At 55.6% G+C, this 15,924-nt stretch carries 10 protein-coding genes and 1 riboswitch; all 10 genes read left to right on the top strand.

Annotation, left to right across the window (positions count from 1 at the left end):
• The first annotated feature begins 21 nt into the window (after positions 1 to 21).
• On the top strand, positions 22 to 1,611 hold the full coding sequence (locus tag NQZ67_RS08430; protein ID WP_257444540.1) for an extracellular solute-binding protein: 1,590 nt from the start codon (positions 22 to 24) through the stop codon (positions 1,609 to 1,611).
• A gap of 21 nt (positions 1,612 to 1,632) precedes the next feature.
• A complete protein-coding gene (locus tag NQZ67_RS08425) occupies positions 1,633 to 2,532 on the top strand; it encodes an ABC transporter permease (protein WP_257444539.1) in 900 nt (299 codons plus the stop codon).
• A gap of 19 nt (positions 2,533 to 2,551) precedes the next feature.
• Positions 2,552 to 3,421 carry a carbohydrate ABC transporter permease gene (locus NQZ67_RS08420; protein WP_257444538.1) on the top strand — a complete coding sequence of 290 codons (870 nt, stop codon included), beginning with the start codon at positions 2,552 to 2,554 and terminating at the stop codon, positions 3,419 to 3,421.
• A 103-nt stretch (positions 3,422 to 3,524) separates the two neighbouring features.
• Positions 3,525 to 8,054 (top strand): Ig-like domain-containing protein, encoded by a 4,530-nt coding sequence (locus NQZ67_RS08415; protein WP_257444537.1) that lies wholly within the window; start codon positions 3,525 to 3,527, stop codon positions 8,052 to 8,054.
• Between the two features lie 122 nt (positions 8,055 to 8,176).
• On the top strand, positions 8,177 to 8,953 hold the full coding sequence (locus NQZ67_RS08410; protein WP_257444536.1) for a hypothetical protein: 777 nt from the start codon (positions 8,177 to 8,179) through the stop codon (positions 8,951 to 8,953).
• A 73-nt stretch (positions 8,954 to 9,026) separates the two neighbouring features.
• Positions 9,027 to 9,449, top strand: a complete 423-nt coding sequence (locus NQZ67_RS08405; protein ID WP_257444594.1) for a VOC family protein — start codon at positions 9,027 to 9,029, stop codon at positions 9,447 to 9,449.
• A 536-nt stretch (positions 9,450 to 9,985) separates the two neighbouring features.
• Complete coding sequence (locus tag NQZ67_RS08400; RefSeq protein ID WP_257444535.1) at positions 9,986 to 10,684, top strand: FHA domain-containing protein; 699 nt, start codon at positions 9,986 to 9,988, stop codon at positions 10,682 to 10,684.
• Between the two features lie 19 nt (positions 10,685 to 10,703).
• The gene (murA, locus tag NQZ67_RS08395; RefSeq protein ID WP_257444532.1) at positions 10,704 to 11,996 is read left to right on the top strand and encodes a UDP-N-acetylglucosamine 1-carboxyvinyltransferase; all 1,293 of its coding nucleotides are present in this window, start codon (positions 10,704 to 10,706) and stop codon (positions 11,994 to 11,996) included.
• Between the two features lie 282 nt (positions 11,997 to 12,278).
• Positions 12,279 to 12,365, top strand: a riboswitch (cyclic di-GMP riboswitch).
• Positions 12,366 to 12,455: 90 nt separating this feature from the next.
• Positions 12,456 to 14,138: a pyridoxal phosphate-dependent decarboxylase family protein gene (locus NQZ67_RS08390; RefSeq protein ID WP_257444530.1), complete on the top strand. Its 1,683-nt coding sequence runs from the start codon at positions 12,456 to 12,458 to the stop codon at positions 14,136 to 14,138.
• Positions 14,119 to 15,843 (top strand): methyl-accepting chemotaxis protein, encoded by a 1,725-nt coding sequence (locus NQZ67_RS08385; RefSeq protein ID WP_257444528.1) that lies wholly within the window; start codon positions 14,119 to 14,121, stop codon positions 15,841 to 15,843. Before NQZ67_RS08390 ends, NQZ67_RS08385 begins: the two co-directional genes overlap by 20 nt.
• Positions 15,844 to 15,924 lie beyond the last annotated feature (81 nt).

Below are 15,924 nucleotides of genomic sequence, written 5' to 3'. Positions count from 1 at the left end.
ATCACGAGGGGGAGTTTTCTGATGCGTATGAAACATAAGAAAATGACGGGCGCCTTATTGGCGGCCATTATGGCGGCGAGCCTGCTCGCCGGATGCAGCTCGAACGGAACTAACCATAATAATAGCGGCGCGGAGCCAGGCGCAGCCGCAAGCCCAAGCGCGACAGCCGGCGAGAAGAACGAGGCGCCGGTGGAAATTACGTGGGGCATTCACTTCCAGGCCGCAGGCGTGGTAGAGAACTCCGAAGTGCAGAAGTGGCTGGAACAGAAGTTCAACGTAAAGATCAAGCCCGTTAAAGTAACGGACGCGAGCATCGCTTCGGGAGAAGTGCCGGACATCTTCATGCTGGGCGATCCGGCCAACGTGTCGGCCTACCAGAACCAGGGCGTCCTGTCGAGCATCGATCCGAGCATGCTGAAGGAGAAGATGCCTGAATATTACGCGGATATCGAAAAAAACAGCAAGCTGTTCCAGACCGTTACGTTCAATAATGAGCTGTGGGCGATCCCGATGTTCATCGACGAGAAGAAGCCTTACGATCTGGGCATGCTCTGGCGTAAAGATTGGCTTACTAATGTCGGCATCGCCAAAACGCCCGAGTCGCTGGAGGAGTTCGAGCAGGCGGTGTACGCCTTCGCGGAGAAGGATCCCGACCAGAACGGACAGAAGGACACGTACGGCTTGACCGGCACGGCGACTTCCACCTGGTCCTCCGGCTTCTATTCCGTCTTCGGCGCGTTCGGCGTGGAGCCGACGATGTGGCACGAGCGCGGCGGAGAGATCGTGAACGGCTCCGTTCTGCCCGAGACGAAGGAAGCGCTGGCTAAGCTTCGTCAGTGGTACGCCGACGGCGTCATCGATCCCGAATTCATCACGGACACGCAGGACTCCTACCGTAAGAAGCTGTATAACGGCCGGATCGGCGTCATCGAGGAGCAGATTGCCAAAGCCGCGCTGCCGGAGTCCGCGACCATTACGGAAATGAAATCGCTGAATCCCGAGGCAGAGCTGGCGTTCGCCAAAAATCCGGTCGGACCTGGCGGAAGCGGCTCGTGGAACTGGGGCGTGAAGAGCAACTTCGTCGTCTTCGGCAGCAAAGTGGCCGACCAGCCGGAGAAGCTGGAGAAGCTGTTCGAGATTCTGCGGGCGCAGAGCAGCGACGAAGAAACGATCAACATGACGAGCCTCGGCGTCAAGGGCACGCATTGGGATTTCGCCGAAAGCGGCGCGGCGTCCGGCGCGACCAAGTTCCTGGCCGGCTTCGAGAAGCAGGAGCAGCGCGATCAGCAGGGCATCCGCCTGTTCTCTCTCGGCAACATCACGATGCAGGCGTACCGCGAGAAATATTCCAATCCCGCCCTTCACGAAGCGATCCAGACCTATTCCGATTCGCCGAGCTGGACCGACGCGCTGCTGTTCTCGGCGCTGCCTTCGGACGGCAAATATAAAGCGGACCTTACGTCGCTCATGCAGAAATATTTCGCCCAAATCATCAGCGGCGAAATTCCGCTCGAAGACTTCGACAAATTCGTGACGGAGTGGAAGGCGAGAGGCGGAGACGAGCTGACCAAAGAAGCGAACGAGATGTACCAGGCGCAATTTAAAAACTAATCCGCATCAAGGAAGTGGAGCATGAAAACCATACGTAAACACGGAGAGCTGCTCGCGCTGTTTCTGTTTGCCTTTCTCTTTTTCTTCGTCTTTAAATACGGACCGCTGTACGGCGTGCTTATCGCGTTCAAGGATTTCCGGGTCGTGGACGGCATTTGGGGAAGTCCGTGGGTGGGGTTGCAGCATTTTATCGACTTGTTCCAAAACAGCGATTTCTACCGCCTGCTGAAAAATACGCTGCTGCTGAACCTGTACCTGCTCCTCTTCGCGTTCCCGGCGCCGATCGTTCTGGCGCTGCTGCTGAACGAGGTGCGGTCGCGTTACTTCCAGCGCTTCATCCAGACGACGATGTATTTGCCCCATTTCGTCTCCTGGGTCATCATGTCCGGCCTCGTCATTTATTTCCTGTCCCCGACCTCCGGCATCGTCGGCGAGATCGCGGGCTGGTTCGGGCAGGAGCCTGTCTTCTACATGGGCAAGAAGGAGTATTTCCGCCCGATCGTCGTCGTCTCCGCTATTCTGAAGGATCTCGGCTGGGGCTCGATCATCTATTTCGCCGCGCTGGCGGGGATCAATCCGGAGATGCAGGAGTCGGCGATCATCGACGGGGCTAATCGCTGGCAGCGGATGCTGAAGATCAATATCCCGTCGATCATGCCTACCATCGCAATCATGTTTATCTTGAGCTTGGGCGGATTTCTGAGCGCGAATTTCGAACAAATCATCAACCTGCTTAATCCGGTAACGACGGAGACGGGCGACGTCATCGATACGTACGTCTACCGGGTCGGTCTGCAGCAATTCCAATACAGCTATACGGCGGCGATCGGCTTATTCAAGTCGCTGGTCGGTCTTCTGCTCATCCTGGGCGCCAACCTGGCGGTGCGGAAGCTGAGCAAAGGGGAGAGCGGACTATGGTAGCAGAGGGAGGACGTCCATCATGAAGACTAGAAACTGGCAGGACCGGATCTCTCCGATCCTCATCTATACGCTGCTGTCGGCGCTTGCCCTTGTCGTCGTCTATCCGTTTATTCACGTCATCGCGGTGTCGTTCAGCGGCCGCGGGGAGGCGCTGCGAAGCGGCTTTCACTTCTTCCCGCGCGATTTCGAATGGACGGCGTACAAGGAGCTGCTGGAATATCCGTTCGTCTGGTCGGGCTATGCCAATACGCTGTTCCGCATGGCGGTCGGCACGTTCCTGACGCTGCTCGTTACCGTGTGCGCCGCTTATCCGCTGTCGCGGCCGGACTTTCCCATGAAGCGGCTGCTTGTGCTGCTGCTGCTGTTCACCATGATTTTCGACGGGGGCATCGTGCCGAACTACCTGCTCATGAAGGAGCTGCATTTGCTGAACTCCCTTTGGGTATACGTGCTGCCTACGGCCGCCAATGCTTTCCAGGTGCTTGTCATGCTGTCGTTCTTCCGCTCCATACCGGACGCGCTGATCGAGGCGGCCCGCATCGACGGGGCGAGGGATTTGCGGATCCTGTTCCGCATCGTGCTTCCGCTGTCCATTCCGGTCATGGTCACGATCGGACTGTGGTCGCTGGTGCATCATATTAACGCGTTTATGGACAATTTGCTGTACGTTACGGACCAGACGAAGTTCGTGCTGCAGCAGGTCGTCCGCCAAATTCTGATCGAGAACAAGCTGGACCCGTTCACGGTCGCGACGGATATGACGCCGCCGGCTCCGGAGAGTCTGAAGATGGCCTCCGTCATCGTATGCTCGCTGCCCGTGCTTGTCCTCTACCCGTTCTTGCTGAAATATTTCGAGAAGGGGACGATGATCGGATCGGTGAAAGGATAGTCGGAATTAATTCCAATGCGGGAACCCTAGCGGTTCCCTTCCAATGCTTACGAAGCGGTTTTGTTCCACTTCGTTCCACAAAACTTAACGAGGAGTGAATGATGTGAAGAGAAAAGCGATGCTGATCATGCTCGCGTTCGTCATCGTGTTAGGATGTTTCCCGGCGTTAGGCGTCCAGGCGGAGATATCCGCGGAGGCGGGAGTTTCTTTCTACGTGGCGCAAAATGGAAGCGATTCCAATTCGGGTACGGAGGCTGAGCCGTTCCATACGCTGGAGAAAGCGCGGGACGCGATCCGCGCGCTGAAGCAAAGCACGGGGCTGCCGAATGGCGGCGTGACCGTATATTTGCGCGGCGGCATCTATGAGAGGACGTCCACCTTCCTGCTCGAGCAGCAGGATTCTGGCACCGCGGATAAGCCGGTTGTGTATAAGGCTTACCCAGGCGAATCCGTGAGATTGACCGGCGGGCAAAGCCTGCAGAAGAGCTGGTTCGAGCCGGTGGAAGACGAAGCGGTGCTGAACCGGATCATCAGCGCCGACGCGCGCGCGAAAGTCCTTCAAGTCGACTTGTCCGCCCACGGCATTACCGATTACGGCGTCATGAGCCGTCATGGCTATTACAAGGCCAACGACGTCAGCCAGACGCCGCCGATGGAGCTGTACGTCGAGGGCCAAGGCATGACGCTCGCCAGATGGCCGAATAACGGCACGGTTCAGATGGGCGACATTATCGATCCCGGCCCCAACCGGAGCGAGCCCGACCTGCAGACGCGGGGCGGCACCTTCGAATATACGTATGAACGGCCCGACCTCTGGACACAGGCGGAGGACATCTGGCTTGATGGCATCTTCGGCTACAGCTGGGAATGGTCGTACAACAGGATCGCTTCGATCGATACGACGAACAAGACGATTACGCTCGCCTATGGGGAAATGAGCCGATTGTTCAAAAACTGGTACCCGGATTTCCATTTCGCGCAGAACCTGCTCGAGGAAATCGACATGCCGGGCGAATATTACATCGATCGGGAAGAAGGCGTTCTGTATTTCCTGCCGACAGCCGCGTTCCAAGCAAAAACCAATCCCGAGCTGACCGTGACGATGCTGAAGACGCCGATGATCAATACGGTGAACGCTTCGCACATTACATTCGAGGATCTGATTCTGGAGAACGGGCGGGACTCTGCGGCGGTTATTATGGGCGGCAGCCATGTGCGTCTCGAGCATCTCGAGATCCGCAACTTCTCCGAAGGCGGCGTCCGCATCAACACGCAGAGCCGCTGGCTGTACAACGACTTCGCGACCGCGACCGGCAAAAACCACGCCGTCGTGAACACGCATATTCACCATGTCGGCGGGACCGGCGTCATTCTGAACGGCGGTGACCGCCTCACCTTGGAGCCCGGCAACAACGTGGTCGAGAACAGCCATATCCATGATTTTGCCTACTACCACAAAGCCTACAATCCTGCCGTCATCCTGACGGGCGCCGGCAACCGCGTGTCCCGCAGCGAAATTCACGACGCGCCGCATCCCGGCATCCTCATCTTCGGCAACGACCACGTCGTGGAATACAATAACATCTATGACGTCTGCAAGACATTCTCCGATCTTGGCGCGATTTACATGAACCTCGGAGCGAATCCGCAGGAGCGGGGATCGGTCATCCGCCGCAACTACTTCCACCATATCGGGGAAGGCAAGGAAGGCGTGCAGGGCGTCTATCCGGATAATTTCACGATGGGCATTACAATAGAAGAAAATATTTTCTACCGGATGGGCAACTCCGCCATTCTGAACAATGGAGGCGCGCACGTCCGGACACGCAACAATCTCTTCATCGACGCGAAGGTGCCTTACGAATTCGCGGATCTCTACCTCGGAGACGCGCCGGAGAAGCAAATCCCGAAAAACTACATGGGCCCGTGGCAAGCGCTGTTCGAGCGCTACAACAACTTCGCAGACATGCCGCATCTGGCCAAATATCCCGAGCTGGCGGACTTCTTCACGGAGAACCGGTATTACCCGGATACGAATACGCTCGAGGGCAACGTCATCTACAACCCCACAAAGCCGAGAAGCGGGACGAACGCGAACGGCGCCCGGGACAACCTGAATCTCGTGCAATACTCGAACAACTGGGTGACAACGCAGGATCCGGGCTTCGTGGACCTTGCCGGCGGCGACCTCAATCTGAAGCCGGATGCGGCGGTATTCCAGCAAATTCCGGGCTTCCCGGACATCCCGTTCGATGAAATGGGGATTCAGGGCAAAGCCGGACCTTATCTCGCGCCGGACGTCATTCCCGCGGAAGACGTCGAGCTGTACGACGAAAGCGTGACGATCGGCATCGGCAAGTCGTATTCGTTGTACGGGGCCGTGCTTCCGTGGAACGCGACGAACAATAAGCTGGTCTATACGTCGAGCGATCCTTCCATCGTGAAGGTGGATGCGGCCGGCAAGCTGAAGGGAACGGGTCTCGGCACCGCGGTGGTTACGGCGGCCTCCGCCGACAATCCGCTCCTGCAGGACGAGGTGCAGGTGACGGTCGAGGTCGGCGACGGCATCATGGACGATACGAATTTCGAGAACGGCCGCAACAGCTGGCCGAGCGACCCGAACCGAAGCATCGTGGAAGTAGACGGCGGCAATCACATGTATAAGCTGCTCAAGGGCGCGACCGCCCTGAACGAAAACGACTACGGCAATTACGAGCTGACATTCAAGCTGCAGACGCCGCCCACGATTCCGGAATTGGCCACGTTCTACGTGTTCGACCGGCTGAATCCAAGCGGCAGCGGCGGCCGCATCGGCTACCGGAAATATGCGGACGGAACGTCGGCCTGGCTGCTCTATAACGGCGCATGGGCGACCGTCAAGCAGACGGTGTTCCCGCACCAGGACCTCCTGCCGAACACGGCCTACGATATGAAGATTATCGTGAAGGGCGGGGAAATCAGCGTCTACGTCGACAACGTGCTTAAGCTGAAGGTAACCGATCCGACTTTTAACGCTTCCGGCAAAGTCGGGTTCTACGCCGGCGGCTTCGATTACCTTCTGTTCGACGACATTCGCTTCAAGGTGCCGACGACGGACGTGGCCGGCCTGCTGCTCGATAAAACAAGCCTGAACATGGTAATTGACGAGCAGCAGCAGCTGCAGGCGCAGTTCGATCCGTCGGATGCCGCAGACCGTTCGGTCGTCTGGACGTCCGCCGATCCGGCCATCGCGTCCGTCGACGGGGAAGGCGTTATTACGGCGCTCGCCAAAGGAGAGACGACGGTGACCGTAACGTCCGTCGCCAATCCGTCGGCCGCCGCATCCGCTCGGGTCATCGTATCCGACGTGATGCACGTCACGACATTCGATGCAGGCGCGAATGGCTGGCCGGTCGATCCGAACCGCAGCATCGTTACGGTGGACGGCAACAAAATGTACCGCATCGTTAAAGGCGCGAACGCGCTTCATTCGAGATGGTTCTCGGACTACGACCTGACCTTCAAGCTGAAGATGCCTGCCGAGACGCCGTCCCAAGGCACGTTCTACGTGTACGACCGTTCCGCCTCCGGCACGTCCGGCAAGATCGGCTACCGCAAGCTGGCGGACGGCACTTCGCAATGGATTTTGTATGATCCGAGCTGGAAGGTGCTGCAAACGGTAAACGTGCCGAACGAAGATTTGCAGCCCGGCGCGACCTACAACATGCGCATGCTGGTCGACGGCGCAAGCATCCGCTTCTACGTGAACGGCGAGCTGAAGCTCAGCGGCAACGATCCGAATCACCATCCGTCGGGAGCGGTAGGCTTCTATGTAGGCGGGTTTGACGAAATGTGGTTTGACGACGTGACGTTCACCATGATCGACCGAATCGCGCCCGTCACGGCGGCGGCAGTTGCTCCGGAGCAACCCGGCGGGGCGGACGGCTGGCATACGCAGCCCATCGTCTTGACTTTGAGCGCCGCGGATGCGAGCTCCGGCGTCGCGGGCACCGAATACAGCGCGGATGGGGGCGCGACATGGCTGCCTTATCAATCGCCTGTAACCTTCGGCGCGGACGGCAGCTACACAATCCTCTATCGCTCAGTCGACGAGATGAGCAATCTGGAGCAGGCCAAGTCAGTGAGCTTCAAGATCGACCGGAGCGGGCCGGCGATAACGGTTAATGGTGTTGAGGCCGAAGCGGTTTATTCGGGGACGGAATCGTTGACGCTGAACTGGTCGGCGGAAGATGCAGGGTCGGGCTTGAATTCGGCTGCCGTTACGGCAACGCTCGACGGGCAGCTCGTTCAGCCTGGAACGACGATTCCGGCGTATGCGCTTCCTCTCGGCTCGCATACGCTCATCGTCACCGTCAGTGACGGGGCAGGGAATATGGCGGAGAGCACGGTAACGTTCTCCACGTATAGCGACAAGGATTCGCTGATCGCGCTCGTCGAGTTGTTCCGGGCAATGGGATGGATCGACAATGACGGCATCGCGAACGCGCTGACCAAGAAGCTGGAGCACGATCAGCTGGAGGCGTTCATTCATCACGTGGAAGCCCAGAGCGGCAGCCATGTTTCGGCCGAAGCCGCCGACTATTTGCTGCGGGACGCGAATGCGATACTGCAGCAGCTGCAACAAAACGATTGACAACCAAGAATTAGCCATGATATTTTGAAATCAGGAAAATAAAGGCAATGTAACCTTAGGGTTCAACCTCGCGGAGATGGAGGTTGGGCCCTTTTTGCCGTTCCACACAAAGGAGGATGTCTATGCCCGGTAAGGAAATGCTGCTTGGTAGACTTGACGAGATTGGTCAATCTCTTGCGCGTCAGGGAGGCGCGCTAGCGTTGTTGGGAGTCGGATCCGTAGGGATCGAGCTCGCGAGGATGGATGATTATTCGGATTTGGATTTTTTCGTTATTGTTAAACCCGGCCAGAAAAACAGATATATCGACCGATTAGATTGGTTGGAGGAGGTTCACCCCTTAGCCTATTCCTTCAAAAATTCGGAGGTCGGCTGCAAAATATTGTTCGAGGACGGCATCTATGGCGAATATGCGATATTCGAGGAACGGGAGCTGGAGAACGCCGCTTATGGGGAAGGGCGGATGGTTTGGAAGGATCCCGCGTTCCGGAATTTCGGGATCGTCAGGCCAACCAACCCGATCCCCCGCATCAAAAAAGACTCGCTCGACTTTCCTTTGAACGAAGCTTTGACCAACCTATATGTGGGACTCGGCCGTTACGCCAGGGGAGAGCGCCTATCCGCGATGCGTTTCGTTCAAAGCTACGCCATCGACAATATTTTATCCGTCCTGCACCTCCTGGAGCAGGAGGTGGACTATTATCCCGATCCGTTCGGCAACGAAAGACGTCTGGAAAAAAGATTTCCCCGATTCGCGGAAATCATTGGCGACATGCTGCAAGGCTATGATCGCGTTCCCGAATCGGCGCTCCGTATTTTGAGCTTCTTAGAGGGGGTATATCCTGTCAACCCGAGGTTAAGCGAAGAAATACGGCGGCTGGCCGCAATGATTCGAGCTTAAGACAAAGAAAGCAATCGAAAAGAAATCCAAGCATGATGAATCGGCTATGATGGAACAAAAGGAGCTGATCATGATGACCGTTAAACTTACCCCTTACTTGAACATGGAAGGGAACGCGAGGGAAGCGATTCGATTCTACTCGGAAGCTATCGACGCCAAAGTTCTCTCTATCATTACTTACGGCGAGATGCCGGAGATGCCTAACACGTTTACGGATGATTTAAAAAATCTTGTGGCACATGCAAGGGTAAGCGTTGGCGAAGCGGAGCTCATGCTTTCAGATGCTCCGAGCGGTTCTTCCATACCTAAAGGAAAACAAGTCACCATCTGCCTAACCACAAACAGCGTGGAGCAATCCAAACGGTATTTCGAGGGCTTGTCGCAGGGCGGTCAGGTGAATATGCCGTTCGAGGAAACCCCGTTCAGCCCCGGCTTTGGGGACGTCACGGACAAATACGGCGTGACTTTTCAGATTTATACGGAAATTTTCGGCTAGCTAGCCAAAGAGCGGCCATTCTTCGGGAAGATCCCGTTGGATGGCCGCTTTTGCGCGACGAAACAGCCATTTCTAACGTTCTGGAATAAGAGAGAAGTTGGCGTTCGCTATCATAAAAATTTCCACGGCGGAGAAGGAAGATCAAAAACAAAACCTTTACACGTTCACGATTCCATGGGATAAAGAGCTGGGTCCACGAGGTTTAATCCATTATACGAAGCCTCTGACGTTTACGGCCGATCAGCCTGTGCATGTGTTCGGCATGCATGCGACAAGCACCAATTCCATAAGCACGGCGGACTTTTCGGAGGAATCGTTATGCGATACGGAGTGGGCGCTTTTATTTACTCTCCGATTTGAGGAATGAATATTAGGATCATACGAATGCAGCCGTACCGACTGGCTGCTTTGTTTTGTTCCCGCCGTTACTGAAATATGAGGGTGCCGTCAGTGTGGAGGGGTTTTATTCGTCATTCGGATAGGGTACCATCAATAATGTAGTCTATTAATCGCCATTGCCAGAAGAGGGGATTAACATGGAAAGCTTTGCATGCCTATACGTCGTTCGGGGAGAGCCCTTTCCGTCGGGCACCTGCGTCAATCTGAGCGAGGACGAGACGGTCGTCGGCCGCACCTCCAATCAGCAGACTCCGGATTTGGCCTTTACGAACGCTTTTATATCGCGTCAGCATTTTGTCATCCGCAAGGAGAACGAACAAGCGGTGCTGTACGATTTAGGGAGCCGTCATGGAACAGAGGTTAACGGCGAACGGTTGACGCCGCATCAACCCTATAAATTAAACAATTTCGATATTATAAAGCTCGCCAAAGGGATGACCGTTCTTCACTTCTCCTATTTGTTCGCCGACCAGACCTTGGATATCGAGCCGCTTAGCATTACCAGACGGCTGCAAGTCGCGGAGCTGCCGCTGACGATTCACTGGGAGAAGCGGGAGTGCGTGGTCGAGGGGAAGCGGATCCTCATGTCGGAGAAAGAATATTTGCTTATCCGCCTGCTGTACGATAACGCGAATCGGCTTGTGCCGCTTGACGTGATTAAGTCAAGCGTATGGCCGGAGCGCTCGGCCGGAGAGGGCGGCATACCGTACGTATCGCTCGACGAGCTGAACGCTCTGATCTACAGGCTGCGCAAAAAATACGGCAAAGACACTTTTCTGATTAGCGCGGTGCGGGGAAGCGGCTATGTGCTCGAATCCGAACTCAAATCGTCATAACGAAAGCGGGATAACCATCATGAAATATATAGAAGCCGAATACTCGGGACCACTGAATGGGACCGTCCATATTCCCGGAGCGAAGAACAGCTCGCTGGCCCTGCTTGCCGCCGCTTGCTTAGCGGATGATATCGTCAAGCTGGAGGGGATTCCTCCTATTGACGACGTCCGAGTGATCGCGGAGATTAGCCGGGATATCGGCATGAAGATGACAAGGGAAGACGGGCAGATCGTTATGGACCCTCGCTGGATCCACAGCGCGACGATCGATCCGGGCAAAGCGTCGAGCTACAGGGCTTCCTATTACTTCGCCGGAGCGCTGCTGTCCAAATTCGGCAGAGTGACGATCGGTTTTCCGGGCGGCGACGATTTTGTATCGAGACCGATCGATCAGCATATCAAGGCGTTCGAAGCGCTTGGGGCGCAGGTTCGATTTTTCAAAGACCATTATGTAGTCGAAGCAGCCGAGCTGCGGGGAGCGGACATTTACTTCGATATGATCACCTCCGGGGCTACGATTAACGCGATGCTCGCGGCGGTGCGGGCCAAAGGGCGAACGCGGCTGCACAACGCCGCGCTGGATCCGGAGGTCGTGGATACGGCAGCCTTCCTGAATCGGCTTGGCGCAAGGATTTACGGAGCGGGAACGCCGTCTATCCGAATCGAAGGGGTCCCCTATCTAAACGGGGGAACGCACACCGTTATTCCGGACCGGCTGATTGCCGGAGCCTTCCTGATGGCGGCCGGACTCCGGGGCGGGCAGATTACCGTCATGGATGTCATACCCGAGCATCTAAGCGCTCCGCTCGCGAAGCTGGAAGAAATCGGGATGTATGTGGAGCGCGGGGAGAATCACATTACCGCCTACGGGACGGGCTCGCTAAGAGCAACCCGAATCCGTGCGGGCATGTATCCGGGCTTCGCCACCGATCTGCAGCAGCCGATGACCGCGCTTCTGATGCAAGCCAAAGGCAAGAGCATCGTGACCGACCGCGTCTATCCGAAGCGGTTCGCTCACGTGCCGCAGCTGCGGCGGCTTGGCGCGGAGATCGAGCTGCGCAAAGACAGCGCCTTTATCCGCGGAGGTCTTCCGCTTCAGGGAGGCTGGGTGCACGCGACGGATGTCCGTGCAGGCATCAGCCTGCTGCTCGCCGGATTAACGGCCGAGGGCAGGACCTGCATCACGGGAGTCGAGCACATCGAGCGAGGTTATGAAGACGTGATCGGCAGCTTCCGTTCGATCGGGGCCAAGCTCGCCATGCGGGAGATGGATGCGCAGGAGATGTCCGGGGAATTTTTGATGCCGGGTTAAGTTAGTAGCCGATCGTTGCATGGGCGAGAGTAACAGCCATAAGGTTTGTTTATCGCGTAAAAAAGGTCCATAGCAGGACCTTTTTTTGTTGCCGTCTTCACCTATATCCTCTAGAAGACTTTGAATCAATCTTTCAAAAATCGGCAAAATGTGACAAAATGGTGATTTCTTCATGAGATTAACAATTTCCTCAAGCTCTAGCTATTGAAGTCTGAAATATTTAATAGTAGAATGTTCCTACTCGTTGTCAAAGTTTGTAATTTTAATCGGGCACATTGTACAAGTTCATACGGGCAAATCCGTCGAAAGGCGCGAGACGCAAAGCTATAGGGACTACTTCTTAATAAGAAAAGTCAGCCAGCTGCAAACATATACGCAGAGGCATGCCTATGGTCTGACATAGGCATGCCTCTTTGCCTATAAATTACATACAGAGAAAATAGGAGTGAGGTAGAGAGAATGAACCTATTGAATGTCCGCACCTTATTTCCCAGCGACGACGGCAACCGACAACAAAGAGAAAGCTTCATAGAGCTGGTCAAACAAATCGTGGAGGGAGTCGATGAGCTTAAGGATCCCTACATTGCCCATTTGAAAGGGGAGAAAGAACGAGGCCCGCACTTTTACCGGGAACTCACTGCCACGAGCAGAATTCCCGCCAACGGCAGACCGTTGGACCGGGTGAATGAAGAATTGATAAAGCTTCTGCACGGCCACCCGTATCATACGAAATATTTTCTGACGAATATTTTGCCGATGGCAAGCACGCCCGGCATCATGGGCATGTTAACCGCGTTTATGGTCAACGGCAATAATCTGTGGGATGTGTACGGTCCTGCCGGCGCGGAAGCAGAGGTTCGCGTCGTCGCGATGATGTCCGATCTTGTCGGTTATGAACCGTCGGAGAGCGGGGGCTATACGACTTGGGGCGGTCAAGGAGCCATCTTCACGGGACTTCGGATCGCAATCAACAAACACGATGCATCGATCAAGAAGGCAGGCGTTCCGCATAACCTGTATGCCTTCTGCTCGGAAGCGGCGCACTACAGCTTGTTCAAATCGATGGAGGCGACGGGACTCGGCACCAATAATCTAATCAAAATCCGTACTCGCGAAGACAGCTCGATGGACGTGCGGGATCTCGAAGAGAAGATGGAGCAGGTCATACTCCGCGGCGGCGTGCCGGTCTATATCGTGGCGACGACGGCGACGACGGATGCGATGGGCATCGATAACATCGAAGAAATCGCGGCGGCGTCCGAAGCGCTGATGGCCAAATACGGGATGAGAAGACCGCATATCCATGCGGATTCGGCTTTAGGCGGATTTTTTGCTTTCTTTAACGATTACGACTTCGAGGCTAACCCGCTTAGCATTGGGGAAGAGACATTGATGGCGCTGGCGGCAATCCGTGAACGGATGAAGCATTTGCTTTTAGCCGATTCGCTCTGCTTCGACTTCCAGAAGCTTGGCCAGACTCCTTACTCGACAAGCTTATTCCTTGTGAAGCACGCATCCGATTTGAAGCTTGTCGACCTCGAGCCGGACGAGACGCCTTACGTCGGCCATCGCGGTTATGGAGACTACCATACGAGCTACACGCTGGAATGCTCCCGGATGGGAAGTTCCATCAGCATCCTTAGCGCCTTGCTTGCTTTCGGAACCGAAGGATACCGGAAGCTGCTTGCCCAGTTCGTCGATGTGAACATCGCCTTCCGGAAGGCGCTTGCGGCGGAAGTGCCCGAAGCGGTCATTGTCAATCCGCATAACCCGGGCATTATTACGTTGTTCCGCTTGTACGGAGATCGAAACAACGGTTATTTGGCCGAATACGAAGGACTGCGGACAAAAGCAGAAATCGAAAGCGAGAATCGGCTGAACGAGATGCTGTTCGAGATACTCGGCAGAGACCGCGGGATGATGTTTTTCGGCGATACCAAAAAACATCTATACGTGCCGACGGCCGACCGCTCCGGGGAAATCGCTCTTTATGCGGCGAAGCTGTTTGTTATTTCGCCTTATACGCAACCGTCCGACGTGGATGCAATCGTCGGTTTTTTGAAGCAAAGAATACAGGAAACCTATGCTGCTTATGATGCGCTGACCCTAAAGGAGAAGGAACATGATAAAGTCTATATTTAAATTTAATTGGTTTAGAGAACACTTGTCTGTCAAAATCGCTATCAGCATTCTAGGCCTGCAGGTCATCACTTGCGTCGCATTCGCCGCATCCGGATACATGTCGCAGAGCAGCTTGTCGGAAAAGCTGCTCGAGCAGTTCGATATGCGCTTAGAGACGGATATTCGAATCGCGCGCAACACCCTCGAGGCCATTCCAGACAGCAGCACGGAATTAACGGGCCAGGACGATCCCAAGTACGCCGTCATCAAGGAAGAGCTCGAGGAGCTTCAAGCGGAGCATAGTCTGGAGAACGTATATATTTTGTCGAGCTCGCAAGGCGAGGAACGGATTATCATTCTGTCGGGAGTGCCCGATGATTTCGGTACGCCTTATCCGTTCACTCAAGAGATGAAGGATGCGATCGCCGAAAACCAAACGAAGATCAGCCCTATATACGAGGATGAATATGGCACTCATAAATCGATCTTCATGCCGCTGGCGAATGAGTCTGGCGCCGTTTACGGAATTCTCGGCATTGATCTGGACGCTTCGGTCGTGCCGGAGACTGCCTCCAGCTCGAATTGGACGACGGTCATCATTTCGATTATCGTGTTCATCGTGGGCAGCGCTATCGCCATTCTGATCAGCCGTATCATAACGAATCCGCTGCGCAGGCTGATGACGGCCGCGGAGAGAGTGGCCGCCGGCGATATGCAAAATCACTTTCAAGTTCAAAGCAAAGACGAAATCGGCAAGCTCGGCATCGCCTTCGGCATGATGATCGGCAGCCTGAAGACGCTGATCCAGCAAGTCATCGCTTCGTCTACGCTGATCGAGAATACAAGCAAGCATCTGAGGCAATCCGTGAACGAATCGACCCAGAGCGCCCAGCAGGTGGCCGAATCGACGGACAGAATGTCGCAGGGCATTACCGAAATTGTGCAGAGCGTTTCCGATAGCCAGGAAGGGATCCATAACATCGACGCCGATATCAAGACTGTTTCGACCGGCATGAAGGAAATTCAGGAGATCGCTACCGAAGTCCATTCGCAATCGGATCAGGGGCAGGAGCTGGTTGATCGCACTCTCCGGCAGATGGAGGAGATCAAGGAGGCGATGCTTCAATCGCAGAAGGCGGCGGCGGCGCTCGAGACGCGCTCCAGCGAAATCGGCGAAATCATCGGCATCATCTCGGAAATCTCGACGCAGACGAACCTGCTCGCATTGAACGCGTCGATCGAGGCGGCGCGGGTCGGCGAGCTGGGCCGCGGCTTTGCGGTCGTCGCCGACGAAGTCAAGAAGCTGGCGACGCAGTCCGCGCAGGCGGCGCAGTCCGTCAACGAGTTGATCTCGAGCACGCAGGCGAACAGCCATCTGGTGAAGCAGAGCATCGAAGAAGGTACGAAAGCGGTCGAGCTCGGGCACACTTGGATTAACGGCACTCATCAGAGCTTCAAGCAAATCTATGCGGGCGTATCGGAGTTCACGACGCATACGAACCTGATGTTCGGATCTCTGGAGAAGGTCGAACATGCCTTCTCGGGCATTACCGGGGCCATGGAGCAGATTAGCGGAATCACTCAAGAGCAGGCGGCAGGCACGGAAGAAGTAGCCGCTTCGGCGCAGCAGCAAAGCGCGTCCATGCAGGAGATTTCCGCTGCCATTCAGCAGCTGACGGCATTATCGGTTGATCTGAACGAGTCCGTCAAGTCGTTTAAGTTGTAATAGAAGAAGCCGATCCAATTCGGGGGGACGCCCCGTATCGGATCGGCTTTCGTCGTTTGTTCCGTATGTCCGACGGCGAGA

This window comes from Paenibacillus soyae, from assembly GCF_024623455.1.
GTDB lineage: Bacteria > Bacillota > Bacilli > Paenibacillales > Paenibacillaceae > Pristimantibacillus > Pristimantibacillus soyae.
This window is presented reverse-complemented; position numbering and strand designations above follow the sequence as displayed.